This window comes from Thalassospira sp. (assembly GCF_030690045.1).
In the GTDB taxonomy this organism is placed as follows: Bacteria; Pseudomonadota; Alphaproteobacteria; order Rhodospirillales; family Thalassospiraceae; genus Thalassospira.
In genome coordinates this window covers 137,777-163,634 of record NZ_JAUYHK010000020.1, presented here as the reverse complement: position 1 = coordinate 163,634, position 25,858 = coordinate 137,777, and the positions used below count along the sequence as shown (strand labels likewise).

General features: G+C 55.2%; 27 protein-coding genes. 13 read left to right on the top strand and 14 right to left on the bottom strand.

The features are described from left to right. Positions 1–104 precede the first annotated feature (104 nt). From Q8O73_RS17320 to Q8O73_RS17310, 3 genes are all read left to right on the top strand, one after another. Positions 105–1,112, top strand: a complete 1,008-nt coding sequence (locus Q8O73_RS17320) for an NAD(P)H-quinone oxidoreductase (RefSeq protein ID WP_305559451.1) — start codon at positions 105–107, stop codon at positions 1,110–1,112. 268 nt (positions 1,113–1,380) lie between these two features. Continuing rightward, on the top strand, positions 1,381–2,049 hold the full coding sequence (locus Q8O73_RS17315) for a DUF1013 domain-containing protein (RefSeq protein ID WP_305559450.1): 669 nt from the start codon (positions 1,381–1,383) through the stop codon (positions 2,047–2,049). A 163-nt stretch (positions 2,050–2,212) separates the two neighbouring features. Then, positions 2,213–3,022, top strand: coding sequence for a DeoR/GlpR family DNA-binding transcription regulator (locus tag Q8O73_RS17310; protein WP_305559449.1), 810 nt, complete (start codon positions 2,213–2,215; stop codon positions 3,020–3,022). Here the strand turns inward: Q8O73_RS17310 and Q8O73_RS17305 are convergent. After that, positions 3,001–3,906, bottom strand: coding sequence for a LysR family transcriptional regulator (locus Q8O73_RS17305; protein WP_305559448.1), 906 nt, complete (start codon positions 3,904–3,906; stop codon positions 3,001–3,003). The two genes, Q8O73_RS17310 and Q8O73_RS17305, sit on opposite strands and share 22 nt — an antisense overlap. 105 nt (positions 3,907–4,011) lie before the next feature. Between Q8O73_RS17305 and Q8O73_RS17300 the strand changes: the two genes are divergently transcribed. Further along, positions 4,012–4,578: a GNAT family N-acetyltransferase gene (locus Q8O73_RS17300; RefSeq protein WP_305559447.1), complete on the top strand. Its 567-nt coding sequence runs from the start codon at positions 4,012–4,014 to the stop codon at positions 4,576–4,578. Between the two features lie 18 nt (positions 4,579–4,596). Here the strand turns inward: Q8O73_RS17300 and Q8O73_RS17295 are convergent, their stop codons facing one another. Together Q8O73_RS17295 and Q8O73_RS17290 are read right to left on the bottom strand one after the other, a co-directional pair. Next, positions 4,597–6,498, bottom strand: coding sequence for a propionyl-CoA synthetase (locus tag Q8O73_RS17295; RefSeq protein WP_305559446.1), 1,902 nt, complete (start codon positions 6,496–6,498; stop codon positions 4,597–4,599). A gap of 368 nt (positions 6,499–6,866) precedes the next feature. Continuing rightward, entirely contained in the window at positions 6,867–7,031 is a 165-nt protein-coding gene (locus Q8O73_RS17290) for a YdcH family protein (RefSeq protein WP_305559445.1), read from the bottom strand. A gap of 111 nt (positions 7,032–7,142) precedes the next feature. On the opposite strand from Q8O73_RS17290, the gene Q8O73_RS17285 reads away from it, so the two are divergent. Continuing rightward, on the top strand, positions 7,143–7,760 hold the full coding sequence (locus Q8O73_RS17285; protein ID WP_305559444.1) for a UbiX family flavin prenyltransferase: 618 nt from the start codon (positions 7,143–7,145) through the stop codon (positions 7,758–7,760). On the opposite strand, the gene Q8O73_RS17280 is transcribed toward Q8O73_RS17285, so the two are convergent. After that, entirely contained in the window at positions 7,757–8,146 is a 390-nt protein-coding gene (locus Q8O73_RS17280; protein ID WP_305559443.1) for a helix-turn-helix domain-containing protein, read from the bottom strand. The genes Q8O73_RS17285 and Q8O73_RS17280 overlap by 4 nt on opposite strands. A gap of 104 nt (positions 8,147–8,250) precedes the next feature. On the opposite strand from Q8O73_RS17280, the gene Q8O73_RS17275 reads away from it, so the two are divergent. Further along, a complete protein-coding gene (locus Q8O73_RS17275) occupies positions 8,251–9,363 on the top strand; it encodes an NADH:flavin oxidoreductase (RefSeq protein WP_305559442.1) in 1,113 nt (370 codons plus the stop codon). Between the two features lie 43 nt (positions 9,364–9,406). Here Q8O73_RS17275 and Q8O73_RS17270 read toward each other — a convergent pair whose 3' ends face one another. Together Q8O73_RS17270 and Q8O73_RS17265 are read right to left on the bottom strand one after the other, a co-directional pair. Then, positions 9,407–9,910, bottom strand: coding sequence for a TIGR02444 family protein (locus tag Q8O73_RS17270; protein ID WP_305559441.1), 504 nt, complete (start codon positions 9,908–9,910; stop codon positions 9,407–9,409). Between the two features lie 41 nt (positions 9,911–9,951). Then, a complete protein-coding gene (locus Q8O73_RS17265; RefSeq protein ID WP_305559440.1) occupies positions 9,952–11,058 on the bottom strand; it encodes an ATP-dependent 6-phosphofructokinase in 1,107 nt (368 codons plus the stop codon). A gap of 121 nt (positions 11,059–11,179) precedes the next feature. Between Q8O73_RS17265 and Q8O73_RS17260 the strand changes: the two genes are divergently transcribed. After that, the gene (locus Q8O73_RS17260) at positions 11,180–11,386 is read left to right on the top strand and encodes a YdcH family protein (protein WP_305559439.1); all 207 of its coding nucleotides are present in this window, start codon (positions 11,180–11,182) and stop codon (positions 11,384–11,386) included. Here the strand turns inward: Q8O73_RS17260 and Q8O73_RS17255 are convergent. Further along, positions 11,376–12,260, bottom strand: a complete 885-nt coding sequence (locus Q8O73_RS17255; protein WP_305559438.1) for a GGDEF domain-containing protein — start codon at positions 12,258–12,260, stop codon at positions 11,376–11,378. The genes Q8O73_RS17260 and Q8O73_RS17255 overlap by 11 nt on opposite strands. Before the next feature lie 310 nt (positions 12,261–12,570). Here Q8O73_RS17255 and purE point away from each other — a divergent pair, with 310 nt between their 5' ends. The 3 genes from purE to Q8O73_RS17240 all read left to right on the top strand — a co-directional run bounded on the left by purE (position 12,571) and on the right by Q8O73_RS17240 (position 15,019). Then, positions 12,571–13,074, top strand: a complete 504-nt coding sequence (gene purE / locus Q8O73_RS17250) for a 5-(carboxyamino)imidazole ribonucleotide mutase (protein ID WP_305559437.1) — start codon at positions 12,571–12,573, stop codon at positions 13,072–13,074. 99 nt (positions 13,075–13,173) lie between these two features. Continuing rightward, positions 13,174–14,280 carry a 5-(carboxyamino)imidazole ribonucleotide synthase gene (locus tag Q8O73_RS17245; protein ID WP_305559436.1) on the top strand — a complete coding sequence of 369 codons (1,107 nt, stop codon included), beginning with the start codon at positions 13,174–13,176 and terminating at the stop codon, positions 14,278–14,280. A 130-nt stretch (positions 14,281–14,410) separates the two neighbouring features. Continuing rightward, positions 14,411–15,019, top strand: coding sequence for a thermonuclease family protein (locus tag Q8O73_RS17240; RefSeq protein WP_305559435.1), 609 nt, complete (start codon positions 14,411–14,413; stop codon positions 15,017–15,019). A 181-nt stretch (positions 15,020–15,200) separates the two neighbouring features. Here Q8O73_RS17240 and Q8O73_RS17235 read toward each other — a convergent pair whose 3' ends face one another. The 5 genes from Q8O73_RS17235 to Q8O73_RS17215 are packed head-to-tail and all read right to left on the bottom strand — an operon-like array spanning position 15,201 to position 20,528. Further along, on the bottom strand, positions 15,201–16,106 hold the full coding sequence (locus Q8O73_RS17235; RefSeq protein WP_305559434.1) for an SMP-30/gluconolactonase/LRE family protein: 906 nt from the start codon (positions 16,104–16,106) through the stop codon (positions 15,201–15,203). Beyond that, positions 16,103–17,104: an ABC transporter permease gene (locus tag Q8O73_RS17230; protein ID WP_305559433.1), complete on the bottom strand. Its 1,002-nt coding sequence runs from the start codon at positions 17,102–17,104 to the stop codon at positions 16,103–16,105. The genes Q8O73_RS17235 and Q8O73_RS17230 overlap by 4 nt, the downstream gene beginning before the upstream one ends. After that, the gene (locus tag Q8O73_RS17225; protein ID WP_305559432.1) at positions 17,101–18,027 is read right to left on the bottom strand and encodes an ABC transporter permease; all 927 of its coding nucleotides are present in this window, start codon (positions 18,025–18,027) and stop codon (positions 17,101–17,103) included. Before Q8O73_RS17225 ends, Q8O73_RS17230 begins: the two co-directional genes overlap by 4 nt. Further along, positions 18,024–19,502, bottom strand: coding sequence for a sugar ABC transporter ATP-binding protein (locus Q8O73_RS17220; protein WP_305559431.1), 1,479 nt, complete (start codon positions 19,500–19,502; stop codon positions 18,024–18,026). Before Q8O73_RS17220 ends, Q8O73_RS17225 begins: the two co-directional genes overlap by 4 nt. A 12-nt stretch (positions 19,503–19,514) precedes the next feature. Beyond that, positions 19,515–20,528 carry an ABC transporter substrate-binding protein gene (locus Q8O73_RS17215; RefSeq protein ID WP_305559430.1) on the bottom strand — a complete coding sequence of 338 codons (1,014 nt, stop codon included), beginning with the start codon at positions 20,526–20,528 and terminating at the stop codon, positions 19,515–19,517. Between the two features lie 227 nt (positions 20,529–20,755). On the opposite strand from Q8O73_RS17215, the gene Q8O73_RS17210 reads away from it, so the two are divergent. Both Q8O73_RS17210 and Q8O73_RS17205 read left to right on the top strand, forming a co-directional pair. Next, a complete protein-coding gene (locus tag Q8O73_RS17210; RefSeq protein WP_305559429.1) occupies positions 20,756–21,961 on the top strand; it encodes a sensor histidine kinase in 1,206 nt (401 codons plus the stop codon). Then, positions 21,942–22,676 carry a response regulator transcription factor gene (locus tag Q8O73_RS17205; protein WP_305559428.1) on the top strand — a complete coding sequence of 245 codons (735 nt, stop codon included), beginning with the start codon at positions 21,942–21,944 and terminating at the stop codon, positions 22,674–22,676. Before Q8O73_RS17210 ends, Q8O73_RS17205 begins: the two co-directional genes overlap by 20 nt. Positions 22,677–22,777: 101 nt before the next feature. On the opposite strand, the gene Q8O73_RS17200 is transcribed toward Q8O73_RS17205, so the two are convergent. Both Q8O73_RS17200 and Q8O73_RS17195 read right to left on the bottom strand, forming a co-directional pair. Continuing rightward, positions 22,778–23,749 (bottom strand): 2-hydroxyacid dehydrogenase, encoded by a 972-nt coding sequence (locus tag Q8O73_RS17200; RefSeq protein ID WP_305559427.1) that lies wholly within the window; start codon positions 23,747–23,749, stop codon positions 22,778–22,780. Positions 23,750–23,864: 115 nt separating this feature from the next. Continuing rightward, positions 23,865–24,626, bottom strand: a complete 762-nt coding sequence (locus Q8O73_RS17195) for a GntR family transcriptional regulator (protein ID WP_305559426.1) — start codon at positions 24,624–24,626, stop codon at positions 23,865–23,867. A 172-nt stretch (positions 24,627–24,798) separates the two neighbouring features. Between Q8O73_RS17195 and dctP the strand changes: the two genes are divergently transcribed. Beyond that, on the top strand, positions 24,799–25,824 hold the full coding sequence (dctP, locus tag Q8O73_RS17190) for a TRAP transporter substrate-binding protein DctP (protein WP_305559425.1): 1,026 nt from the start codon (positions 24,799–24,801) through the stop codon (positions 25,822–25,824). The last annotated feature ends 34 nt before the right edge of the window (positions 25,825–25,858 follow it).

Genomic DNA, 25,858 nt, shown 5'->3' with positions numbered 1-25,858 from the left:
ATACCTCCTGTCGTCTTCTTGATCCGGCAACCCTGATTGTGTCAGGGTTGATGTCTATCCGGATCAGATAGGGAGCAAATCACCCAATCGCCATGGAGAAAACAATGCCCGGTTCAACAGCCTCCGCAAAAATGCAGGCCATCGTCATCGATAAAACCGGCGAAACACCGGTTCTGATCATGGGCGAAGCCGATATGCCGGTTCTGACCGATGGCTGTGTTCTGATCCGCATCAAGGCCGCCGGGGTGAACCGCCCCGATCTGATGCAGGTGGCGGGCATGTATCCACCACCCCCCGGTGCGTCCGACATTCCGGGGCTGGAACTGGCCGGGGAAATTGTCGCCTGCGCCCCGGATGTTACCGACTCGCAGGTGGGCGATAAAGTCTGTGCGCTGGTAACTGGCGGCGGGTATGCGCAATATGCCGTGGTGCCTGCCGGGCAATGCCTGCCGGTGCCCGATGGATTTTCAATGGTCGAGGCCGCATCGCTGCCCGAAACCTTTTTTACCGTCTGGCATAATCTGTTTGAAAAAGGTCGGCTTCAGGCCGGGGAAACGGTTTTGATCCACGGTGGATCATCGGGGATCGGCACCACCGCCATTCAAATGGCAAAGGCCTTTGGCGCACATGTGATCACCACGGTTGGCACCGATGAAAAGGCCCGCGCCTGTCGTGATCTGGGCGCGGATGCCGTCATCCATTACCGCACCGAAGATTTTGTGGCACGGGTGATGGACCTGACCGATGGCAAGGGGGCCAATGTCATCCTTGATATGGTGGCAGGGGATTATGTCGGGCGCAATTTCAAATGTGCGGCCTTTGAAGGCCGGATTCTGATCATTGCCTTTTTAAACGGCCCCAAGGCGGAAACCAATTTCACACCCCTGTTGCTGAAACGCCTCACCCTGATGGGATCCACCCTGCGCGCGCAGCCCGTCGCCCGCAAAAGTGAAATTGCCATATCCCTGAAACAACATGTCTGGCCACTGATCGCGCAGGGCAAAATCAAACCGGTGATTTATCAGACCCTGCCCCTGTCCAAAGCACAAAAGGCCCATGAAATTTTGCGCGACGGTCACCATATTGGAAAAGTGGTGCTGGAAAACGGGTAATTAACCCGGTCAAATCACGAAAACAGGGGTAATTCGGCCCTGAAATAAATATTCTTGGGTTTCAGAGTGAACAGAATGTTGCTTTTGCGCGCGCATTGACCCAAAAGAACGCTGTGGCATTTCCGGTCACGCGCAGCGCCGACCCGTGGTTGCCTTGCGGCGTTGCCGGAATACCAAAACAGATTATATTCTGGGGCAGATATTCCCGCGTTTTTGGGGCGTTGAACCCATCGTCGGTCTCCAGAATTTGAATGAAACAGGAGGAATTATGGCTCAGCCCCTCATGCCAAAGGCAACTGCCGTCTGGCTTATCGACAATACCGGCTTGTCTTTCCGGCAAATTGCCGCCTTTACCGAACTGCACGAGCTTGAAATTCAGGCGATTGCCGACGGCGATGTCAGTCAGGGTATTGTCGGTGCAGACCCGATTGCCAATAGCCAGTTGACCCGCGAAGAAATCGCCCGCTGCGAAGCCGACCCGCGTCAGCTTTTGAAAATGGCAAAAAGCGACCTGCCACGCCCGCGTGCGCAGGCCAAGGGTGCCCGCTATACCCCGGTATCGAAACGTCAGGATCGCCCGAATGCGATTGCATGGTTGCTGAAACACCATCCGGAATTGTCGGATGCGCAGATTTGCAAACTGATTGGCACCACCAAGGACACCATTGGCAAGATCCGCGATCGCAGCCACTGGAATTCCAGCAACCTGACCCCGCGTAACCCCGTCACCATGGGGCTGTGCATCGAACTGGATCTGGAAAAGCAGGTGGTGATCGCCCGCAACAAGAACCCCGAAAAAGTGGTTCGCGATCTTGAGCCCGATCCGCTGCCCGAAGAATTGCAGATCACGCCGGAACCCGACCTGCCCGGCAAGGGCAAGGAAGCCAACCGGCCCCAGGATTACAAGGCCGCTGCCGAGAATTTGTTCCGCAGTTAAAACATTGGATAAGGGCTGCCTTCGGGTGGCCCTTATTGTTTGACAGATGAACAATTGCGGGTCGGCGTTGTTTCATATGAATGCCGTGAAACCGTCACACTATTGAAATGCGCAGGATTTACATTCATACGCAAATCATAGCGCCAGAAAAGAAAACGGTTTCATGCAAAAACGCCCCACTGAACGTCAGGCCAGCATCGTTGAAATGGTCCGTGCCGACGGTTTCCGCACCATCGAAGACCTTGCCGAGCGTTTTCAGGTCACCGCCCAAACCATCCGCCGTGATGTCAATGCCCTGTGCGACGAGGGATTGTTACGTCGCCGTCATGGCGGGGTCGAACCGGCCCTTGAACATGAAAACATCGCCTATCGCGCCCGCAAGGTGTTGCATGTCAATGAAAAACGCAAAATTGCCGCCCTTGTTGCCCGCATGATCCCCGATGGCGCATCCCTGTTTTTCTCGATTGGCACAACGCCGGAACTGGTCGCAAGCGCCTTGTTGCAGCATCGCAATTTGCGGATTTTCACCAACAATCTGAATGTCGCCTATGTCGCCGCCACCAATGACAGTTTTGATGTCACCCTGATTGGCGGGCGATTGCGCAACCGGGATCGTGATGTTCTGGGGCCCGAGGTCGAGGCCTTTTTCAACAGCTACAAGGTCGATTACGGTATCTTTGGCGTCGGTGGCATTGATCCGGATGGCAGTCTTCTGGATTTTGACGAACAGGAAGTCCGCGCACGGTCGGCGATTCTGGGCAATTCCCGGCAAAGTTTTCTGGTGGCCGATCATACCAAATTTGGCCGCAACGCCGTGGTGCGCGGTGGCAATATTGCGCAAGTCACCGCCTTTTTCACCGACTGCCCGCCGCCCGATGCCATTGCCCGTTTGATTGAAAAATCATCGGCCACCCTGCATGTCCCCGAACCGGGGGCGGAATTCCCGACCCTTTATGTGCCCGATGAAGATTGATCGGTGGCGGCTTGCATGATGCCATCGCGCACCTCGCGCAGGCCTGCGGTCAGTTTCTTGTCCCGCCGCATCACCAGGGCCAGTTGACGGCCCAGCGACGGGGTCAGGGGCCGGACGATCAACGGCAATTGTGTCCGCCCCGGCAAAACCCCCATCCCCGGTAAAATGGACGCTCCCAAACCGGCCCCGACCAGTTCCTTGATCGCCTCGACACTGCCCAGTTCCATGATGCTGCGGGTCGCCACTCCGGCCTGCTGTAACCAGCCATCGACGATCTTGCGGGTATGTGCGCCCCGTTCATACAAGACCAGCGGCACATCGGCAAAAAATGTCGGCGGGACAATATCGGGCAATCCGTTTTTGGTTGCGGCAATCGCGACAAAGGCATCCTCCAGAATCGGAATGGTGTCAAAACACCGCCCCGTGACCGGTTGTGTCACCAGCCCGATATCCAGACTGTTTTCTTCAATCAGTTTCAGGATATCCACCGTATTGCCGGTTTTCACGACAATTTCGATATTCGGAAACCGCCGTTGCAAGGCGTCCAGAACCTTGGGCAACAAATAGATACAGGCCGTCGCCCCGGTGCCGATCCGCACCATGCCCGTCATCCCGTCGGCATGTCCGGCCACCGCCGCAAGGGCATCGTTCATCGCCTGATCAATCCGCCCGATATGGGTCAATAATTCCTGCCCGGCCCGTGTCGGCATGGCGCGTTTGCCGACCCGCTCAATCAGACGCACACCCAGACGGGCTTCAAGTTGCCGGATTTGCTGGCTGATTGCGGGCTGGCTCAGATTCTGGCGCACAGCCGCGGCGGAAAAACTGCCCAGTTCAATCACATCGGCAAAGGCATGAAGCTGATCGGGATTAAGCCCACGCATACCAAATTTTTCCTTATGATTGGCATAACAAAACAATCTTTCATTTATACCAAATCACCCTCTATTGTCATGCCAACAGATTGACCCCAGCGAGACCACCTTATCATGACCCATATCAGCCCCTCCCTTGCCACTGCCATCCTCCTGCGCGATGCCCGTCCCGACGATATGCCCAAAATTACCGCCATTTATGCCCATCATGTGCAATCGGGCACCGCCTCGTTCGAGGAAACCGCGCCCGACATCGCCGAAATGGCAAACCGCCATGCCGCCATCCTTGATAAGGACCTGCCGTGGCTGGTGGCCGAATATCGGGGGGATATCGTCGGATATTGTTATGCCGCGCTTTATCGGCCCCGGTCAGGCTATCGGCATACGCTGGAAAATTCGGTCTATATTGCCGACGGCATGGCGGGAAACGGTATTGGCAGTTTGTTGATGGAATCCCTGATCGCGCGATGCGAAGCTGGCCCGTGGCGGCAAATGATTGCCGCGATTGGCGACAGCAACAATGCCGCCTCCCTCGCCCTGCACCGCAAATTCGGGTTCGAGCCGGTCGGCACCCTGCGTCATGTCGGTTTCAAATTCGGGACATGGCTGGATTCTGTGCTGATGCAACGCGGGCTGGGAACAGAAAAACCGCCCATCGCCCTGGCGGCAATGGACGGCTGATATCAGGCCGATATTGAATTACACCGGTTTGGCATATCCGATATCGCGCAGCGCCTCGGCGATTTCCGGCAAAATCGCCGGATCGTCGATGGTGGCTGGCGGGTTCCAGGCTTCGCCATCGGCGATGGATCGCATGGTTTTGCGCAAAATCTTGCCCGACCGGGTTTTGGGTAAACGATCGACAATGGTCGCCTGTTTGAATGCCGCCACCGGGCCGATCTGATCGCGGACCATCGCCACCACTTCGCGCACGATCTCGTCACCATCGCGATCAACACCCGATTTCAACACCAGAAATCCCAGCGGCAATTGCCCTTTCAAATCATCATGCACACCAATCACCGCGCATTCCGCCACATCGGGATGCCCCGACAAAACTTCTTCCATCGCCCCGGTTGACAGGCGATGCCCGGCGACATTGATGATGTCATCGGTACGCGACATCACATAAATATAACCATCCTCGTCAATGAACCCGGCATCGCCGGTGGCGTAATAGCCCGGATATTCCGCCAGATAGGATGATTTGAACCGCTCGTCATTCTGCCACAATGTCGGCAGGGCCGCGGGCGGCAATGGCAATTTGACGACCAGCGCCCCGATCTTGCCCGCCCCGACTTCCTTGCCGCCTTCATCCACCACCCGCACGTCCCAGCCACAGGCCGCCACCGTGGGCGAGCCATATTTGACCGGCAATAATTCAATGCCGCGCGGATTGGCACAAATCGACCAGCCGGTTTCGGTTTGCCACCAATGATCAATCACCGGCACCGCCAGATGTTTTTCCGCCCATTGCAAGGTATCGGGGTCGGATCGTTCCCCGGCCAGATACAGGGCCTCGAAACAGGACAGATCATAATCCTGCATCAATCTGGCGTCGGGATCATCGCGCTTGATGGCGCGGAACGCGGTGGGGGCGGTAAACAGCACCTTCACACGATGTTGCGAAATCACCCGCCAAAACGCCCCGGCATCCGGGGTGCCAACCGGTTTGCCTTCATACAGAACCGTGGTGCAACCTGCCAGCAACGGCGCATAGACAATATAGGAATGCCCGACAACCCAACCAACATCTGATGCCGCCCAATACACATCACCAATACCCACACCGTAAATATTCTTCATCGACCAGTTCAGCGCCACCATATGGCCGCCATTATCGCGCACCACCCCCTTGGGCTGCCCGGTGGTCCCCGATGTATACAGAATATAAAGCGGGTCGGTCGCCGCCACCGGCACACATTCCGCCGGTTGGGCGCCCTCACATGCCGCCTGCCAGTCCAGATCACGTCCGTCGATCAGGGATGCCGTCGCCTGCGGGCGTTGAAACACCAGAACCTTTTGCGGTTTGTGGCTGGCCTGTTCAATCGCCCGATCCAGAAGCGGCTTGTAGGCAATGACCCGCGATCCTTCGATCCCGCAACTGGCGGTCAGGATGGCAACCGGTTTGGCATCATTCAGGCGGGTCGCCAATTCATGGGCGGCAAAGCCGCCAAACACCACCGAATGAATGGCCCCGATCCGCGCACAGGCCAGCATCGCCTGGGCGGCCTGCGGGATCATCGGCATATAAATGATCACCCGGTCGCCCTTGCCCACACCCTGCGCCTGCAAGGCCCCGGCAAGGCGGGCAACATCGTCGCGCATTTGACGATAGGTAAAGGTCTGAACCGTATCGGTGACCGGGCTGTCATAAATCAGGGCCGCCTGCTCGCCGCGCCCCGCCTCGACATGACGGTCCAGCGCATTGTAACAGGTATTGACCATCCCCCCGGCGAACCAGCGGTAAAAAGGCGCCTTGCTGTCATCAAGCACCCGGTCCCATTTTTGATACCAGACAAGACTTTCTGCCGCCTCGGCCCAAAAGCCTTCCCTGTCATTGATCGACCGGGCATAGATATCCTGATAACGACCCGTCATTTGAACCCTTCCTCTTTGCGGCTTTGTGGGGTGCCGCTTTGTCTGCTGTTGGTGACGCCGGGGCTGTTAATGCCCCAAACGTTAAATCGGCATTATAATACCGATTTAAATCCATCCCGCCTTTTAGACATTGGTAGGGCGCAACTCCTGATCTTTACACGCATTCAAAATTGATCGGGGGGAGATCCTTGTCCGTACCGGAAATACAGATTTCAAAGGCAGGATAAAATTACCGCCTCGCGGTGTGGGCATAACCGGAGGCGGTAGCAGAAAACACGTATCAGGCAAACCGGTGATATCCCGAAAAAGGCAGATCAACAGGACCTGCAACCGGGATCAAACGACAGTTTGCCGCAGAAGATCGGTCGTCAATGGTCCATTCGGGTGATCTCGTCCTTGATTTCAAGTTTTCGACGTTTAATGTCATGCAAACGTGATATGTCAGGCGCCGGACGGCGTTGTTCGAGGTGGAGTTCCTGCTCTAGTGCAGCGTGCTTGGCAGTCAGAGCTTCGATATGGGATTGAACACTCATTCGCCTACTCCTCTTCTACTGGCCCACAATAGGATGGTAGTAATTCTGTAACGTGATTGCCAGTCTTTCGATGCAGATTTCTTGTAAATTTTGTCGCGGAACAAACACAAAATGTCCCAAAAGGATCGACTTATCATTGGCATAACCGGTGCATCCGGGGTGATTTATGGCATCCGGTTTCTTCAGTTGCTGCAAAACACCCCGACCGAGACCCATTTGATCCTGTCGCGTGCCGCCGAACGCACAATCGCCTATGAAACGGACTTCAAAATCCGTGAAATCAAGGATATGGCGGACATTGTGCATGACAATAGCGACATCGGCGCATCGATTGCGTCGGGGTCGTTCCGGTCCCGCGGCATGGTGATCGCCCCCTGTTCGATGAAGTCCCTGGCCGAGGTGGCAAGCGGAGTCGCCGATAATCTGATTGCGCGGGCGGCCGATGTGATCCTCAAGGAACGCCGTCGTCTGGTGATGATGGTCCGCGAAACGCCACTGCATGCCGGGCATTTGAAAAACATGCTGGCCGCCACCGAATGCGGCGCAATCATCGCCCCGCCCGTTCCGGCCTTCTATGCCCGCCCCGCCAGTCTGGACGAAATGGTCACGCAAAGCTGCGGCCGGGTTCTGGATCTGTTTGATATTGATCTGCCCGAAACGGCACGCTGGGGCGATGAAACAGCCCCCCACCACATCCCGGTCACCGGCAAGCCCCGCAAGGCGGATTAGGGGGCGGGCAATGCCACCGGTTCCGCGATGCGACGATCAAACATATCCTGCGCCTGACGCACTTCGGGCATATGGCTGATGATCCAGCCATACAGGGCTTCCAACGCCGGTTGCAATGTCCGGCCCAGCCCGGTGATTTCATATTCGACACGCACCGGCGATATCGGCACCACCCGGCGTTCGACCAACCCGTTACGTTCAAGACGGCGCAAACAATGCGTCAGGGATTTTTGTGTCACCCCTTCAAGACGCCGCCGGATTTCATTAAAACGCAGCGGCCCGTTATCCAGCACCGCCAGAACCATCATCGACCATTTGTCGGAAATCTGGTCGAAAATCGGGCGGGCGGGACAGCTATCGGCGAATTTCAAACAGTCTTCGTTCATGGCGGTTTCCTCAACGATACCTGGGTACGATAAAGTACCTTATTGACATCTAGTATATATCAGATACCTCTATCTCAACAAATCATTTCACGGAGTATCGATATATGTCCAATGCAGCCTCGTTGTTTCGCCCGTTTCAGTTAAAATCCCTGACGTTGAAAAACCGGATCGTCATGGCCCCGATGACCCGGCAATTCGCACCCGAAGGCATTCCGGGCGATGCCAATGCCGCCTATTACCGCAAGCGCGCCGAAGGCGAGGTTGGCCTGATCCTGTCCGAAGGCACAGTGATCGACCGTCCTGCCGCCCGGAACGAAGGCAATATTCCGTTCTTTCATGGCACAGACGCCCTGCGCGGCTGGCAGAAAGTCATTGAAGAAGTCCATGCCGCAGGCGGCAAAATGGGTCCGCAAATCTGGCATGTCGGTGCCGCACGCAGCCATTCCGGCTGGGTTGCGCCCGGCCCGGTGGACAGCCCGTCCGGCCTGAATGGCCCCAATGATCCCAATGGCACCCCCATGCGCGACGAAGACATCGCCGACACCATCGCCGCCTATGCCAGGGCCGCAAGTGATGCCAAACGGCTTGGCTTTGACGTTCTGGAAATCCATGCCGCACATGGTTATCTGATCGACCAGTTTTTCTGGCAGCAAACCAATCTTCGCACCGATAATTACGGCGGCGCGACGCTGAAGGAACGGTCGCGTTTTGCCGCCGAAGTCATTGCCGCTATCCGTACTGCCGTCGGCCCGGATTATCCGGTTTTGCTGCGGATCAGCCAATGGAAACAACAGGATTTCGCTGCCCGTCTGGCCGAAACCCCCGATGAAATGGCCGAATGGCTGCTCCCCCTCAAAGAGGCCGGTGTGGATATTTTCCATTGTTCGCAACGCCGTTTCTGGGAACCGGAATTCCCCGAAATTGATGGTGAAAACGGGCTGAATTTTGCCGGATGGGCCAAAAAACTGACCGGGGCGGCAACCATATCGGTCGGATCGGTCGGGCTTTCCAGCGATTTCATCGGCGCCTTTGGCGGCGAAGGATCATCGGTTGCCGGTATCGACAAACTGGTCGAACGCATGGACCGCGACGAATTCGACCTGATCGCGGTGGGCCGCGCCCTGATCAGCGACCCGCGCTGGGTGGCGAAAATACAGACCGGCAATCAAAGCGAACTTAAAAACTTTGACCCGTCGGCGCTGGCCGAACTGGTCTGACCCTGCGATGCGCGGATGCCCCGGTCCGGGGTGTCCGCGCATTTTATAACCCCGCATCCGCCGGGGCCATCGGGGCCGTGCCTTGCATGGCAATAACCTGCTGGCACAAAATGGCAAGTGCATGGTCGCATTCCTTTTGCGTCAGGTTAAACCGGGTCGGCGACACATAGGCATGGGCGGCGGCAAACGGATCATTGGCCGGAACGGCTTCGACCGCCGCGCACAGTAATTTCTGTTCGATTTTTTCGGCGGCCAGTTCATCCTGTTTGATCCGTTCGCGCAATTTCTCAATATCGGGTGCCGGGTTTCCCCGCAAATAACGCCGGGTGGCCCGCAACGGCACAATCACCTTTTCCCGCCAGTCGCGCACGGCGTTTTCAAGGGCGGCGATGCTGTGCGGGGCCTGTCCCTGTTGCCCCAGACACAGCAAAAACAACACCATATTCACATCCAGTCCGCATCGTTCCTGAAGGTCCAAGCACAGCGGCGCCACCCCTTCGCGTCCGTACAGACTGACGGTAAAATTCCAGACATTTTGCGCGTTCATTCCCATCCTGCCATTGTTTCCGGCAGTTTTCCGGTCTGGACTCAGACCGTGGCCGCCGTTCTTTTGTGTTTTGGCGGATGGCCCAGATAGGCCCCCATGCCAATTGCCGTTGAAACCATCGCATCATCGGTATCGACAAGGCGCGGCCCGGTAATCACATCGGTCATCGCCACATCAATCACCTTGCGTTGCGACCATGCCACCACACGGTCAAATTTGCCCTGTGCGATCAAATCCACCGCATGAACGCCAAACGCCGTGGCAATCACCCGGTCACGTGGCGATGGAATGCCGCCCCGCTGCACATGACCCAAAACCGTCACCCGCGTTTCCCAGCCGGTGCGTTCGCCCAACTTGTCCGCCAACCAGTGACCGATCCCGCCATAACGGGCCTTTTGGTCATCCGCGCCCTGATATACCGGTTCACCGGTATCGGTGCGGACCGCCTCGGCGACAATCACCAGCGCGTGGTGGCGTCCGCGTTTGCGGATGTTAAGGCAATGTTCAGCCAGATCATCAATGCTGTAATCCATTTCCGGCATCAAAATCGCATCGGCCCCGCCTGCCAGCCCGGCAAACAGGGCAATATGCCCGGCATCGCGCCCCATAACCTCAAGGATCATGATCCGGTCATGCGAGGCCGCCGTGGGCTGCAACCGGTCCAGTGCCTCGACCGCGACATTCGCCGCTGTGGTAAAGCCGACCGAATATTCGGTCTGGGCCAGATCATTATCGATGGTTTTGGGAATCCCGACCAGATTAAGCCCACCCTGCTGCGCCAGACGATGCAGGATCGCCATGCTGCCATCGCCGCCCACCCCGATCAACGCATCCAGACCCAGCGCCCTGTAACCGGCAATCACCTTGTCCGAAACATCGTCAAAACTGCCATCGGGCATCGGATAATGAAACGGGTCACCCTTGTTGATCGTGCCCAGAATCGTGCCGCCCAGCCGCAACATGCCATCATTATTGACATAATCATTCAGCGGGATCACCGCAGGCGGGTCCTGCATCAAACCATGCGTCCCCTGACGGATGCCCACCACGTCCCAGCCATAACCCAGCACCGCCCGGCGCACGACCGCCAAAATCGCTGCATTCAGCCCGGCACAATCTCCGCCGCTGGTCAGTATTCCGATCCGCATTCGTTTCCTCCGATCTTCTTTAACGTCTCTGATCCATTATGCATCAATATTCATATGGGTCACGGACACAGTTTCTGGTATTATCAACTCCCTTCGCGTTGATAACCAAGCTGGATCAAAAATGGACGAAATCAATCAGATCGAGATTGAAAAGAGACTCCTGTGGCTTCGCGAGGAACACCGCGATCTGGATGTTGCCATCGGCCAGATGGCAGATGGCCCGCATCATGACCAGTTGCGTATGGTCCGCCTGAAAAAGCGCAAACTCGCCCTCAAGGACGAGATTTTATATCTCGAGTCGCAGATTTTGCCCGATATCATCGCCTGACAACGCGCCCTTGCGGCAAGGGCGTTGACGCCATCAATCGTGCGCCATCCATTTCCCGGCAGGATCGCAACACCCCGTCTGTCGCGGCAAGGGCCTGATTGACTGTATCGCCAGGGCGAAGCTGATAAACCCCAAAGGCCGGTTGACAGGTCACCGTATGACCGCGCCAGTCAAAGGCCGCATCGCGCAGACTGCTTGTAATGGCTTCGGCCCGTTTCCAACCGCCCTGTTCATCAACATTGATCAGCAAGGCGGCAAAATGGTTGCACCCCAGATAACCCAGTTGATGGGGCGGCTGCACAAACCCGGCAATGACATTTGAAAACAGCGTCAGCACCGCGTCGCGACAGACATGGCCATGCCGCTGGGTCAGGGCTTCCATCCGGGAAATTTCACAAAACATCAGGGACCGCACCGCGTATTGCAGATGCGGCGACGATAATTCGTTCTCAAGGATTTGCAAAAACGCCTTGCGGCCCAGCAAACCGGTCAGGGCATCGTGACTGGCGGCGCGCATCAAGTCTTGCTGATGGCGGTGGACCCGTTCCAGCTCCCCTTTCAGGGTTTCAATGGTGCCCATCAGGCGCGAAACCGCAAATTCAACCGAAGGGGTAATTTCATCGCCGGGAATGCCATAAAGATTTGCGGCATCCACCACATGCGCGCTTAACCCGCCCTGCCCCCCGGCATCACCCGGGGCTATATTGCCGGCATTTGAACCCTGTTCTGATGCAGACTGATCACGCGATTGCCGACCATTGCCACGTCCGGCCAGCTTACCATAAGCATAAGCCGCACTTTGCCCGGCGGGGTTTCTGCTTTCGGAACCCGCGCCAGACGTCATTGCGGACGATCCGGTTTGTGTGACTTTCATGTCAATGTCTCTCGCGCTACCTGCGTCGGAGTTAAAATCACCGCAACTTGCGGTATGGAAAAACTATACCATAGCCTAAGCAGAATGGGAGATTTAATTTCACAGCAACACGGTTTTTCATCAACCTTTACGCGATTTTTGTGTGAAATTCCGCCAAAAGCCGTAGAACACCCCAACCACAGGGCAAAAACCCACCGCAATTTGCCGGGTCGGCCTGCCCTGCGATGGCGTTCCGCTTGCATGAGGCAAACACCCCCCTATAATGCCGGGCTTTGATGTTATAACCCCTGCGATTTACGGAGCCGCAATCATGAGCGCCACCCGCCCGGTCATCGGTATCATTATGGGCAGCCAGTCTGACTGGGAAACCATGCGCAATGCCGCCGAAATTCTTGATACGCTGGGCGTTGCCTATGAAACGCGGATTGTCTCGGCGCATCGCACCCCGGACCGTTTATATGACTATGCCAAAACGGCAAAGGATCGCGGGCTGAAGGTCATTATCGCCGGCGCAGGCGGCGCGGCCCATTTGCCCGGCATGGCCGCAAGCATGACGCCGCTGCCGGTTCTGGGCGTTCCGGTCGAAAGCCGGGCGCTAAAGGGCATGGACAGTTTGCTGTCGATCGTCCAGATGCCGGGCGGCGTTCCGGTCGGCACATTGGCAATCGGGGCGGCCGGGGCAAAAAATGCCGGCTTGCTGGCCGCCGGGATCATGGCACTGATGGATGATGCGCTGGCCACCCGCCTTGAGGATTGGCGCACCCGGCAAAGCGACGCCGTCGCCCAGGAACCGGTTGACCCTGCCCACGTCTGACCTTCCGTTCCTGTTCCGGCCCGAAAATTGCTTTGCCCGGATGACCCTGTTTTCGTAAAATCTGGGGCGGTTTGACCCGCCCGGCGAAGGACGACCGACATGACCCAGGATTTCAACAGCCGCATCATCGCACCGGGCGGCACCATCGGCATGATTGGCAACGGCCAACTGGGCCGCATGGCCGCCCTTGCCGCCGCCGAACTGGGATACCGCGTGCATGTTTTTGGCCCCGGCCATAACAGCCCGACCCAACAGGTTTGCGCCCAGGCCACCGTCGCCGCCTATGACGATCACGATGCCCTGCGCACCTTTGCCGCAAATGTCGATGTTGTGACCTTTGAATTTGAAAATGTGCCTCATGACAGCGTGAAATTGCTGGCCGGGCTGGTGCCGGTGCGGCCAGGCTGGCAATGTTTGCATATTTCGCAAAACCGCCTGCGCGAAAAAACCTTTTGCAACGATCATGGCATTGCCACCGCCCCCTTTGCCGCCGTCCGTTCGTTTGACGACCTGACAAATGCCGTGGCACGTCTGGGCCGTCCATCCGTTCTGAAAACCACCGAACTGGGGTATGACGGCAAGGGGCAGGTCAAAATCACCGACGACACCGACCTTGCCAGCGCCTGGACCGATATGAACGGTGCCGAAGCCATCCTCGAAGGATTTGTGACGTTCGAACGTGAAATTTCGGTCATTGTCGCCCGTGGCATTGATGGCAAGACTGCCTGTTTCTGTGCGGTGGAAAACCGCCATGCCAATCACATTCTCGATGTCACCATTGCCCCCGCCCCGATCCGCCCGGCCCTGCGGCAACAGGCCGAACATATTGCCTGCCTTCTGGCCGAAAAAATGGAATTTGTCGGCTTGCTGGCGGTCGAGATGTTTGTGACCCGCGACGGGGCCATTCTGGTCAATGAAGTTGCCCCGCGCCCGCATAATTCCGGGCACTGGACGATTGATGCCTGTGTTACCAGCCAGTTTGAACAATTCATCCGGGCGGTCTGCGGCCTGCCGCTGGGCGATCCGGCCCACCATTCCGAGGCCGAGATGAAAAACCTTCTGGGCGACGATATCGACGCATGGCAGGCAATTTTGTCCGACCCGGATGCCAAACTGCATCTGTATGGCAAGGATGAAGCCAAGCCGGGCCGCAAGATGGGCCATGTCACATGGTTAAAAACCACCCGGCCCAATTCCGCCCTTTAGGGCAACATCCTGAAACATCTGCATAATGCGCCCCAAACCGGGCGCATTTGCATTTTGGCCCGTACCCTTGCACAAACTGGCACCGCATTTGCTTTTATCCCGATACCCTCTTTTACCGGGATAACCGACGATGAAAAAATTGCTTGCCGCCCTGATCCTTGCCACTGGCTTTGCCCTTCCAGCCGTTCCGGCCCTTGCCGCACCGGGGGCGGCGGGTTTTCCGCAAGTCGTTCAGGGGGACCGGTTGCAATTCGGGTCGATGATTGTCGAATTGTTTGGCATTCGCGCCCCGCAACCCGGCATGATCTGCCGGGCAGGCAATGTCAGCTATCAATGCGATGTCGCCGCCACCCAGGCCCTGGACCGCATCATTGAAAATTACGCGATTGCCTGCCAGCAGGTTTCCGATACCCAACTGTTCCCGATGCTGACCGAATGCAGGATCGGCCAGACCGATCTGAACCGTCTGATCCTGCGCGCCGGATGGGCAATGGTGGATATGAACAGTTGCGATGGCAATCCGTCCTGCCCGGTTTATCTCGCCGATCAGGCCTTTGCCAAGGAAAACAGCAAGGGCATGTGGATGGGCACCCCGCCCGAAATGCTGGTCGCCCTGACCCGGCGCAATGGCACCTCCGGCGACATGATTGCCTATGCCCCCTTCACCATCGATCTTGCCGCCGAAAGCCGCCGCACCCCCGAACCCGACAGAACCCTGCTCAGCTTTTTGATGCCGTAATCATCTTTGGGGGGCAAGTCCACCCCACTGATATCATACCATCAATACACATCGACCGTCGCGGCACCCGCTTCCGGGTCTCGGATTCCACCTATGTAGCCACATGGACGGGGTTCGTTTATGTCTCCTTCGTCATTGATGTCTTGACCAGAAGGATCACCGGCTCGCGGCAAGCCGCATCTCAAGGTGTCACCGCCCCGCTATTGACATGAATGGCATAAACACTTGTGGTCGCTGTAATCAGCAATTCATTGCCGCGCACCCCGCCAAATGTCAGGTTGGATACGGTTTCGGGGACCAAAATCTTGCCAAGCAAGACTCCGTTGCGATCGAAACAATGCACACCGTCTGCGGCCGAGGTCCAGATATTGCCGTGGCAATCTACCCGAAACCCGTCCGGAATCCCCTGATCAAGGGAGGCAAAGTCACGGCCGTTATCAAGAAAATTATCCGCAGAAACATTGTAAACCCGAATAACGGCAGGCACATTGTCATCATGGCTGCGCCCGGATTCTGCAACATAAAGCAATGTTTCATCACGTGAAAAGGCCAGGCCGTTCGGCTGGATAAAATCCCGTGCAACAGAAACAATCCGCCCGGTTTCCGGATCAAGGCGAAAAACATTTCGATGGGGTTGTTCCGACGTCGCCTTGTATCCCTCATAATCGGATAAAATGCCGTATGTCGGGTCGGTAAACCAGATGGTGCCATCGGATTTGACCACCACATCATTGGGTGAATTCAGGCGTTTTCCGTCGAACCGGTCTGCCAGTGTGGTGATCATACCGTTATGTTCGGTCCGGGTAACTGACCGCGTCCCGTGCTGGCAACTGATCAGCCGGCCTTCGCGGTCCCGGGTGTTTCCATTGGAAAAATTTGAATTTTCCCGAAATACATTGACCGTTCCATCACTCATCCAGCGATAGATTTTCTGATTGGGAATATCGGAAAACAACAGGCATTGATGCGCTGGAAACCAGACGGGTCCCTCCGTCCAGAGATGTCCGGCAGAAATACGACGCAAACTGACATTGGACAGCACAAGATCGCGAAAACGGGCATCGATAATTTCGTATGGACCTTTCATATTTTGTGTCCCCTTTTGCTGGCCAGCGCCACCACGGACACAATAATCATCCCGGTCAAAATCAACCGGACTCCGGCACCAAAACCATAAGAATTAAGCATCGATACAATCAGGAACATAAAAAGTGCTGCCGCCCAAATACCGGGAACATTGGAATTTCCCCCGGCAATCGACGAACCGCCAATCACCACCACGGCAATCGACATCAGCATATATTCCGCCCCCATATTAAGGTTTGCGCCTCCCGAAAAATTCGCCAGCATAAAGCCTGTAAAACCGGCCAGAACCGCACAACTCAGATATACCCCGAAACGCACGGCATTCACCGGAACACCCCCCAGCCGGGCGGCACGACTGTTCTGCCCGGCTGCCGATATCCAGCGCCCGACAATCGCTTTTTCCAGAACGAACCATGCCAGGATGGAAACCAGAAGCGCGACCAGCGCAGCATTGGGTATGCCAAACGTGCCTCCGGTCGTAAAATCGGCCAGAATTTGCGGGGGCTTGATACGTAATCCCCGATTTGACCAAATCGCCAGCGACTGAAACAGGAAAGACGACGACAAGGTTGCAATGATCGGCGGAATCCGCAGCAACAGGATCAGCGAAAAATTAAACAGCCCACATGCCAGCCCAACCCCAAGCGCGATCAAAAGCCCCGGCAAGACCAACGCCCCGTCCGTTTCCATGAATTTCAGGGCAAGGGTTCCGGCAAGGGTCATGGTCGCAGGAATGGAAAGGTCCACATTGCCCGGGCCCAGAGTGATGACAAACATCTGCCCCACCCCGACAATAACGGCAAAGGATGCAAAGGTCAGTGCTGCATAAAGCAATGCCCAGGCCCCACCCCCAATCGAAACAACCAGAAGCGTTGCAAGATAGGTTATCCCCGCGGCCAGATAGGCCCATATCCATGGCTTGCGCAACATCGCACCAACCAGGTCTTTAAATCCCCGTTTTGCTATTTGCAGACGGTTGTTTCTGGTCAACATGTTCATACCAGTGCCTCCCGCCGGGTAAAGACAAGGCGCACCGCCAGAACAAGTATCAGGATCGCACCTTGCGCACCGATCTGCCAGTCAGGTGAAAGATGCAGAAAGGACAGAAAACTGGCCGCCAGTGTCAGGGTCAGCGCCCCAATGACCGCTCCGATAGGGGATACCCGCCCACCGGTGAATTCACCGCCCCCCAGAATCACACCGGCAATCGACAACAACGTATAACGCAACGCAATATTGGCGTCCGCAGATGTCGTCAAACCCACAAGTGCCATCCCGGCCAGCACACAAAACAGCCCGGCAATACCATAGGCAATCGCCTTGAGCACCATAACCGACCACCCGGATCGTTCCATCGCCTGTTCATTGCCGCCAACACCGCGCAACAACACCCCCAAAGCAGACCGTTTAACGAAATAATGCATGGTCAGCGCAATTATGATGGGCGCAATAATCGCCACAGGTAAAAAAGGCGTTTTGGCCGTCATCATCACCCGCAGCCATCCCGGCGCAGCACCGCCTGGCGATGGCAGGATCAAAATAGCCATGCCCGCCCAGAAAAAAGACATGCCAAGTGTCACGACAATCGCAGGCAAGCCGCGGGCATGGATGACGGCCCCCATGGCGGCATAAAGAAGGATGGCTGCCAACAGGATTGCGTATCCGACAACGGGATCACTTTGGACAAACGTTGCTGTCACACAGGCACAGAAACTGACAAAGGCACCGATCGACAAATCAATGTCATTGACCATCAGGATCATCATCTGGGCAATCGTTGCCAATGCGACCGGCACAGCCAGATTAAACAAAAGATTAAGCCCGAAATAGCTCATGGCGCGCGGTTGCATATAAAAAACGGCCCCCAGCAGGATCACCAGCGACATGACAGGCAGTAAAATGCGCACATGATCCCGGTTCATTGGCTCGTCTCCTGCATTTCAAAAGAGGCACGCAGCATGTTTTCTTCTGTAATCTCGTCACCATTCAGCTCGGCTGAAATTTTACCGTCCCGGAAAACAAAAACGCGGTCGCATTCCAGAATTTCATCGGTTTCAGTTGAATACCAAAGAAAGGTTCGCCCTTTTTCGGCTTCGTCGCGGATCATGCGGTAAACTTCCTTTTTGGTGCCGACATCCACCCCGCGCATCGGGTCATCCATCACCACAATCGGGGCCGATGATGCCAATGCCCGTGCGAACAGGACTTTTTGCTGATTGCCCCCGGAAAGAGACAGAATGGGGTTTTCAAGATTGTCGGTTTTTATCCCGATTTTACGGTGCCATTCCTTCGCCAGCCTGCCCTCTGCCTTTCGATCAACCAGAAAATTGCGGCTGAACTCCACAAGTGTTTGCAAGGTAAGATTGCGCATGATCGACCAGAGAGGCATCACACCATCCCGGCTCCGGTCGCCGGCGACAAAAACCACCGCAGGCGCACGTGATGCCCGCCAATCGGGGGACTGCTCAAGAAAACAACGTGCCAGTGCCTCGGCCTGTCCATGCCCGGCCAATCCGGCCAAACCGACGATTTCGCCTTTGCGCGCATTCAGGCCGTTTTCCATCCTGATGACTTCAGCGCCAAACACCTGTTTTTTCTTGGCTTCCGTCACTTCTGCGGCATCCGGCACAACTTGCCCCATGGCTGTCACAAGACTGGCGCGGGTAAAATTCCGGGCATCATCATTGGCAATAATGCGCCCGTCTTTCATCACAACGATACGGGTCGCCACATCAAAAATTTCACCAAGCATATGGGAAACAAAGATAATTGAACCGCCTTCGGCACAAAACCGCCGAATATAGCCAAGCAATTGATCTGCAATCGCCCCGTCAAGCGACGATGTCGGTTCATCAAGGATCACCAGCCGGGCATCCATATCGCGCCGGGAAAATGCGATGGCAATTTCGACCATTTGACGTTCGGCAATCGGAAGATCGTCAACCACGCGATAAGGGTCGATCCTGTTACCGGGAAAAATGGCATCCAGGGATTTGCGCACGGCCAACGCAGCCTTGCCCCGCCAGTTGCGAAGCGGCATTTTCCGGTACGGAATACGCAGATTTTCCAGAACCGTCAGGTTGGGACAAAGCGATAATTCCTGAAACACACTGCGTATTCCGGCATTTCTCGCCCGTTGGGCATTGCGGAAATCTGCCTTGCTCACTTCCCCGTTGTAACTGACATCTCCTCCGGTTGGAGACAAACGGCCATTGATCACATTGACCAAAGTGGATTTACCGGCACCGTTATGACCAACCACGCCGACACACTCGCCCGGCATGATTTTCAGTTCAATGCCGGTCAGGGCCTTTACCGTTCCGAATGAAACCCCGATATCCGTCAAAGTAATGATCGGCACCTCCCCGGTGCCGATCAATTTGCGGTTTACACCCATGATCCTATCGCCCTAATTCGTCGATTTGATCAGATTTTTCGCATCGTCCAAAGAATATTCCTGATTGGCGACCGAGCCTGCGGGCGTTTGGGCAAGGATTTCCTCAAGAGTATCCTGATCAACACGCAGGAACGGGACCGTCAGATCTTTGGCAACATCACTGCCATCAAGGATCTGCTGGGCAACCCAGAAAGCCAGCGTGCTGACCCCCGGTGCAATCGACAAAGAGGTGGTTTCATATCCGTTTGCCGCTTTTTGTTCAGACCACCATTGCAGTTCGTCCTGACGGTTGCCCATAATGATCGTCGGGGTCGGGCGGTTTGCCGCATGAATAGCCTGCGCCGCACCATAACCATCGCCCCCCTGGGTTACGACAGCCGTAATATCGGGAAGGCTTGGCAAAATACCGGCAACCGCTTTCTGGGCGACATCCTGTGCCCAGTCACCGTGCACGGACCCAACGATCTTGAAGTTGGTCCGGGCGACTTCTTCATGGATTCCGGCACTGATTTCATCATCGACAAAAACACCGGCAAGCCCCCGTATTTCAAGAAGATTTCCGCCATCCGGATGGCGATTTTCCAGATATTTGACCTGATCGCGGCCCATTTGTCTGAAATCAACCGCAATCCGCCATGCGCATGGCTCGGTGACAATGCCGTCAAAGGAAACCACGATAATACCGGCATCGCAGGCTTCCTTGACCGCGCCGTTAATGGCCGTCGGGGATGCCGCATTCACAACAATGGCATCATAGCCCTGCAAAATCATATTCTGAATTTGCGCGGCCTGCTCGGTCGCCTGATTTTCTGACGTGGTAAAGGCATCAGCGGCGGCAACAGTGCCATTGCTGACCGCCTCGGACGTAACCTTTTCCCAACTTTCGAGCATGGCCTGACGCCATGAATTTCCCGCATAATTGTTTGAAAGGGCAATGCGTTTGTCCGAAGTATCGGCCATGGCATGACCCGACGCCACAAAAGCAGTCCCGGCAATCATGCCGAGAAGCATGGTTTTGAGTTTCATTTTTCCTCCCTGACGCGACAGTGCCACGTCTTGTTTTGTTTCAATTTTGTCACCTTTGAACGGCGACAGGATTGTCTTGTTTTTTAGGAACGCGATTTTGGGCCACAGCAATAAAACCGTAAAGAGCACTCGCCGCATCAATATTGCGGGATCACACATCCACATTGCGGGTTCCCGCAAGACAGCCCAGACCTGTCGCCATATGATATGTGCGGGAGGAAACATTCATGTCGGATCTTGCTCATTACCTGCGCATTTCCAATCTGCTTGCAGGCAATCTTGATATCCATTCTGCCTTGCGTTCCGTAAAGGCGGAAATCGACAAGATTATCGAATTCGATCATCTGGATGTCTGCCTGACAGACACAGACAAGAAATGGAACACGTCCTACGAAGTCGGCCTCCAGACAAGCTGGAGCACCTCGCGCTCACTCGTACATAATTCCCCTGTCAGGGACATTCTGTTGGGGAAAACGGAATATCTGCTTACCGGGAATGCCCTGAAGGATCCACGGTATATATTCCCCGGTGCCGTAAGCGCCCCAATCCTCCATCATGAATTTCGCAGTCGCGTCAATGTTGCGATGAAAGTCCTGGGCGAAGGGATCGGATCCTTGAATTGCTCGTCGAAAAAGGAAAATTTCTATAACGAAAGCCATGTCGAACAGGTCCGCATTCTGGCCGATATGCTGGCCCCGTATTTCTATGCCCTGCGCGCCAACGAAAAGGCGAACAAAGAAGCCATCTTTCGCGCCGAAATTCTTGCCCGCGAAGAAGGATTACGTCTTGGCGCACTCAGCCTGACAGATGCACTGGAAACCGAACGGCAACGGATCGGAATGGATTTGCATGACCAGACCCTGGCTGATCTGACCCGTATCGCCCGCGATATCCGCCCCGGCCTGACAGAAGTGCAACATCATCGCCTGCAACAGCAGATCCAGAACATGATACAGGATTTACGCGATATTATTGACACCTCCATTCCTTCAATCCTTGAGCTTTTCGGCTTTCACCACGCGGTTCTCACCCATCTGGAACGCGCCGTCAGCAGCGAAAGCAAGATGCAGTTCAACGTCGAAGACCACACTGGCGGCGCCGTTGATACCTTGCCCGAAACGACCCGTATTGCCATTTTTCGTATCTGCCAGGAGGCCATCAACAACGCCGTCCTGCATTCGGGCGCAGCACAGATTTCCGTCATGGTATGCCATGATGCCGCAGAATATCTGACGATCCGGATTTCCGACGATGGCCGGTTCCGGTTACGCGATCCCAAACCGCGCAGTGGTCTGGCCCATATGAAAACCCGCGCGCAACTTATCGGGGCAAAATACGATATCACCACCCGAAAAGGAACGCGGATCACAATAAGACTGCCGGAAACCGCCAGAAAAAGCGAAGGGATCGGCCATGAAAATTTTGCTGGTTGAAGACGACAAAATGCACGCCGATTTTCTAAAGGAAATCGTCGAAAGTGCCTTGCCCGAATTTGAGGAAATCCTGATTGCCCGCGATGGCAAGGAAGGGGAAACGCTGGCACAACGCCACAAAATCCCCGCCATTGTGATGGATTTGCGCATGAAGGAACATAACGGCATCGAGGCGGCCAGAACGATCTGGGCCGAACGGCCCGAAACCCGCATTCTTTTCTGGTCGAATTATTCCGACGAAGCCTATTTGCGGGGCATTACCCATATCGTTCCCCATCAGGCAGCATATGGTTATGTGTTGAAAACAGCGACAGCAGAAAAAATGCGCCTGGCCCTGCGCGCCGTTCTGGTCGAAGCGCAGATCGTCGTTGATCGTGAAGTGCACCAGATACAAAATCAACAAATGCGATCCCGCAGTGCCCTGACCGAGTTTGAATACATCATCCTGCTTGATGTTGCGCTGGGTCTTCCCGACAAAGCCATCGCAACACGGCGCAAACTTTCGCTGCGCACCGTTCAGAACCGGTTGTTATCCTTGTATGACAAACTTGACGTCGAGGCACTCGATCAAAATGATCTCGGCATCCAGTTGAACAAACGTGCGCGCGCCGTCTCCAGCGCCATCGCCCGAAAAATCATCAACCGCGAGGGATTGGAAGCAGCGGAAAAAGAACTTCGGCTATGGCTTGCCCGCGCCCCGGCAACAGATAATTGACAAAAAGAAATACCAGGGTAGAGGGGCGGCCTCTGCCCCGGCTTCGACCGGACGCTTGGCGCATCCGGTCGGTGGGAGCCCATATCCAGAAAACACAAACTCTATCTGGAAATGCCATTCAGCGGATCGCGTCCCTGGCTGATCAGATTGACGTTATCCGCCATGGCTTTTCGACGCCGTTTGATGGTGCCGTGTGTCCAGCCGGACATGTGCGGCGTCATTGTAATATTGGCAAGCTGATGGAACGGCTTTGCCGCAGGCAGAGGTGCCGGGTTTTCCTTATCGGGATAACGGTACCAGGTATCAATGAACGCATGCGCAATCCTGTGATTGCTTAACGCATCATATAACGCGGCCTCATCGACAACCCCGCCACGTCCCACATTCACAAATACCGCATCCTGTTTCAGGCTTGCAAAAGCCGTGTCGTCAACAAGACCGGTCGTCGTCGCCGCAAGCGGCAGCGTGTTCACCACCACATCCACCTGTGGCAGCATATCCCTGAACCGTTCCAGCGACCAGAATACGTCAATCAGACCGGGATCCTCAACGCGGGAACGATTGGTAACATGGACCTGCATTCCAAACGCTTTTGCCCGTCGCGCAACCGCCTTGCCAATATGGCCATAGCCAAGAATACCGATCACTGTGTCACCAAGTTCCGTCCTCAACCCCGAAGGACCACCCGCCCAATATTTCCAGTCGCCTTTGCGCAAACGCGCGTCAGCATCGGCAAGCGGAACATGTCGCGAAAGCAAAGCCGACATCACATATTCGGCAATCGCGATTTCATGGCCAAAGCAATTGCAAAAAAACGCATTTGTCGGCAACCGGGACAGTTCAATACCGTCATACCCGGCACCCGGCACCTGATAAAGCTTCAGATTTTGGGGTTCAGGGCAATTGGCATCAAACTTTACCCCGATAATGACATCCGCCATGCCATAGGCAATCCGGTCAGCATCGCTTTCAAGATTGTCCGGCAACAAAACAAGTTCATGCTGCCCGTCAAGCAGCCCGGCAAAGCCAGGATAAAAAGTCGAGGCGTTTGCGCCATGGAATACGATTTTCACATTTCCTCCCATCATTTCTTTATCGTTTTTGATACCAAAAGATATATTCTGATATTTTTGAAAATATCAACGAAAAACATAACAGGTTCCCAACAGCATCCCCTTGGCCCGGTTTTTAAAACGGGTCGAAATCCTGCGTCACATCAAAGATATTGGGCGCAATATCATTTTCCAGAACCGGGAACATGGCATCAACAAATTCGATAAGCCGGTCGGACGCCGCCAAGGCATCCTCTTTTTTCCCCGCCACAACGGCGTTCAGGACATCAAGGTGGCTGTCTATCGTCACATCAAGGGACGCCCCATGTGCCGTCTGGGTATGATAAATCCAGCCCAGCCGCCGAAAAATCGTATGCAATGGGCGCAACGTATATTCAAGGAAAGGTTCACCACAAGCCGCCAGCATCAATTGATCAATGCGCCGGTCAAACTCATTGAATTCAACGATACTCATCTCGGCCCGGTGCGCTGTCAGCAACCCGGTCAGATGCCGCATCTGGCTTCTGTATGTGCTGCTGGCACGCTCGCTTGCCAGCGACACCACAAATCGCTCCATATCGCGACGCAACCATAACAACAAATGAGTCCGGGCCAAATCGATCGGCGAGATTTGAATCCCCTGGCGCGGTTGAATGATCATAAGCGTATCCGAAGACAGCCGCGTGACCGCCTGATGCACAGGCGTGCGATTGATGCCGGTCAGCGTCTGCAAATCCTGAATGCGCAAATAACTGCCCGGTTTCAGCGCACAGGTCACGATCAGTTCTTCAAGCTTGTAATATGCAAGCTCGTTAAGATTTTTTCCTGTACCGGAAAAATCGTTGCCCTTGGTGGCGGGATGGTCTGCCATATAGTCACTTGCCTGTATCGAGGTCATTGTTTTCTCGGGATATTTTTGCAAAGTTCATAATATATCTGTGTATATTCAGTATCATATAGACAAATTTCCCCGTTTGGGAAACTAAAACCTGTTGAAACACATACCCGGCAATGATATTGATGTTTTGTGAAATATCACAACATGTCACATAAGGGAGGAAACCAACGACATGAAAAACCTCAAAAAAAACCTGACGGCAATTGTAACAGCAACCCTTTTGACTTTCACCACAGGCCAGGCCATCGCGGATGAAGTCATGGAACTCCAGTTCCAGACACATCACAGCGCAACATCCCTGCAAGGAAAAGCCCTTCTGCGGTTTGCCGCACTGGCAAAAGAATTTTCCAACAACACTGTGCAGATCGAAATGCACACAAGCTCGTCCGTCGTAAATGCAAGCGAAGCATTTGAAGCATCCAGCATGGGCATCATTGATGGCGATGCAACCGGTGCCGGCTATATCACCGGCAAAAATCCGGCCTTCCAGTTTTATGGTGACATTATGGGGGGCTATAGCGATCCGGAACAACTTTTGGGCTGGTATGACGATGGCGGCCTTGATCTTGCCAATGACCTTTACCACCAGTTCAACATGCACCTTATCGGTGTCTTTATTGCAACCCCCGAAGCGCTGAGTTCAACCTCGCCCCTTTCCGGGATCGAAGATTTGAAAGGCTGGAAATTCCGGTCGCCGCCCGGCATGGAATCCGAAATTTTCCAAAGCCTTGGCGCAGGCCCTGTTGTCATGCCTTTCGGTGAAGTGTTTACCGCCATGACAACAGGTACCGTATCGGGCGCAGACGCCTCCACCCTTGCGGTGAACAAGGGTCTTGGCCTGTACGACATCGCGAAATACGCCACCTATCCCGGCTTTCATTCCATGCCCATCGAACACGTCACGATGAATCTGGAAAAGTGGAACGCGATGAGCGAGCTTCAGCAAAATGCCCTGAAAAAGGCAATTGCCACCATCGCTCCGGAAGTGGTCGGGGAATCAAGGAAACTTGATCAGGAAGCAGCAGAAGAACTTGTAAAAGCAGGCGTCACCCTCGAAGACTGGAGCGACGAAGACCGTCTCGTCTTCCGCAAAGCCGCACAGAAAGTCTGGGCAGACTGGGCAACCCGAAGCCCCGAGGCAAAAGTCGCCTATGACGCGCACATCGCATACATGAAAAAAACCGGCATCCTTGACTGATCAACAGTTCGAGCAACCAATCCCCGGGGCACCT

What these genes read in the sequence shown, in the direction of transcription:
- Q8O73_RS17320 (WP_305559451.1), top strand. Translation starts at nt 105, where the DNA reads ATGCCCGGTTCAACAGCCTCCGCAAAAATGCAGGCCATCGTCATCGAT.
- Q8O73_RS17315 (WP_305559450.1), top strand. Translation starts at nt 1,381, where the DNA reads ATGGCTCAGCCCCTCATGCCAAAGGCAACTGCCGTCTGGCTTATCGAC.
- Q8O73_RS17310 (WP_305559449.1), top strand. Translation starts at nt 2,213, where the DNA reads ATGCAAAAACGCCCCACTGAACGTCAGGCCAGCATCGTTGAAATGGTC.
- Q8O73_RS17305 (WP_305559448.1), bottom strand. Translation starts at nt 3,906, where the DNA reads ATGCGTGGGCTTAATCCCGATCAGCTTCATGCCTTTGCCGATGTGATT.
- Q8O73_RS17300 (WP_305559447.1), top strand. Translation starts at nt 4,012, where the DNA reads ATGACCCATATCAGCCCCTCCCTTGCCACTGCCATCCTCCTGCGCGAT.
- Q8O73_RS17295 (WP_305559446.1), bottom strand. Translation starts at nt 6,498, where the DNA reads ATGACGGGTCGTTATCAGGATATCTATGCCCGGTCGATCAATGACAGG.
- Q8O73_RS17290 (WP_305559445.1), bottom strand. Translation starts at nt 7,031, where the DNA reads ATGAGTGTTCAATCCCATATCGAAGCTCTGACTGCCAAGCACGCTGCA.
- Q8O73_RS17285 (WP_305559444.1), top strand. Translation starts at nt 7,143, where the DNA reads ATGTCCCAAAAGGATCGACTTATCATTGGCATAACCGGTGCATCCGGG.
- Q8O73_RS17280 (WP_305559443.1), bottom strand. Translation starts at nt 8,146, where the DNA reads ATGAACGAAGACTGTTTGAAATTCGCCGATAGCTGTCCCGCCCGCCCG.
- Q8O73_RS17275 (WP_305559442.1), top strand. Translation starts at nt 8,251, where the DNA reads ATGTCCAATGCAGCCTCGTTGTTTCGCCCGTTTCAGTTAAAATCCCTG.
- Q8O73_RS17270 (WP_305559441.1), bottom strand. Translation starts at nt 9,910, where the DNA reads ATGAACGCGCAAAATGTCTGGAATTTTACCGTCAGTCTGTACGGACGC.
- Q8O73_RS17265 (WP_305559440.1), bottom strand. Translation starts at nt 11,058, where the DNA reads ATGCGGATCGGAATACTGACCAGCGGCGGAGATTGTGCCGGGCTGAAT.
- Q8O73_RS17260 (WP_305559439.1), top strand. Translation starts at nt 11,180, where the DNA reads ATGGACGAAATCAATCAGATCGAGATTGAAAAGAGACTCCTGTGGCTT.
- Q8O73_RS17255 (WP_305559438.1), bottom strand. Translation starts at nt 12,260, where the DNA reads ATGAAAGTCACACAAACCGGATCGTCCGCAATGACGTCTGGCGCGGGT.
- purE (WP_305559437.1), top strand. Translation starts at nt 12,571, where the DNA reads ATGAGCGCCACCCGCCCGGTCATCGGTATCATTATGGGCAGCCAGTCT.
- Q8O73_RS17245 (WP_305559436.1), top strand. Translation starts at nt 13,174, where the DNA reads ATGACCCAGGATTTCAACAGCCGCATCATCGCACCGGGCGGCACCATC.
- Q8O73_RS17240 (WP_305559435.1), top strand. Translation starts at nt 14,411, where the DNA reads ATGAAAAAATTGCTTGCCGCCCTGATCCTTGCCACTGGCTTTGCCCTT.
- Q8O73_RS17235 (WP_305559434.1), bottom strand. Translation starts at nt 16,106, where the DNA reads ATGAAAGGTCCATACGAAATTATCGATGCCCGTTTTCGCGATCTTGTG.
- Q8O73_RS17230 (WP_305559433.1), bottom strand. Translation starts at nt 17,104, where the DNA reads ATGAACATGTTGACCAGAAACAACCGTCTGCAAATAGCAAAACGGGGA.
- Q8O73_RS17225 (WP_305559432.1), bottom strand. Translation starts at nt 18,027, where the DNA reads ATGAACCGGGATCATGTGCGCATTTTACTGCCTGTCATGTCGCTGGTG.
- Q8O73_RS17220 (WP_305559431.1), bottom strand. Translation starts at nt 19,502, where the DNA reads ATGGGTGTAAACCGCAAATTGATCGGCACCGGGGAGGTGCCGATCATT.
- Q8O73_RS17215 (WP_305559430.1), bottom strand. Translation starts at nt 20,528, where the DNA reads ATGAAACTCAAAACCATGCTTCTCGGCATGATTGCCGGGACTGCTTTT.
- Q8O73_RS17210 (WP_305559429.1), top strand. Translation starts at nt 20,756, where the DNA reads ATGTCGGATCTTGCTCATTACCTGCGCATTTCCAATCTGCTTGCAGGC.
- Q8O73_RS17205 (WP_305559428.1), top strand. Translation starts at nt 21,942, where the DNA reads ATGAAAATTTTGCTGGTTGAAGACGACAAAATGCACGCCGATTTTCTA.
- Q8O73_RS17195 (WP_305559426.1), bottom strand. Translation starts at nt 24,626, where the DNA reads ATGACCTCGATACAGGCAAGTGACTATATGGCAGACCATCCCGCCACC.
- dctP (WP_305559425.1), top strand. Translation starts at nt 24,799, where the DNA reads ATGAAAAACCTCAAAAAAAACCTGACGGCAATTGTAACAGCAACCCTT.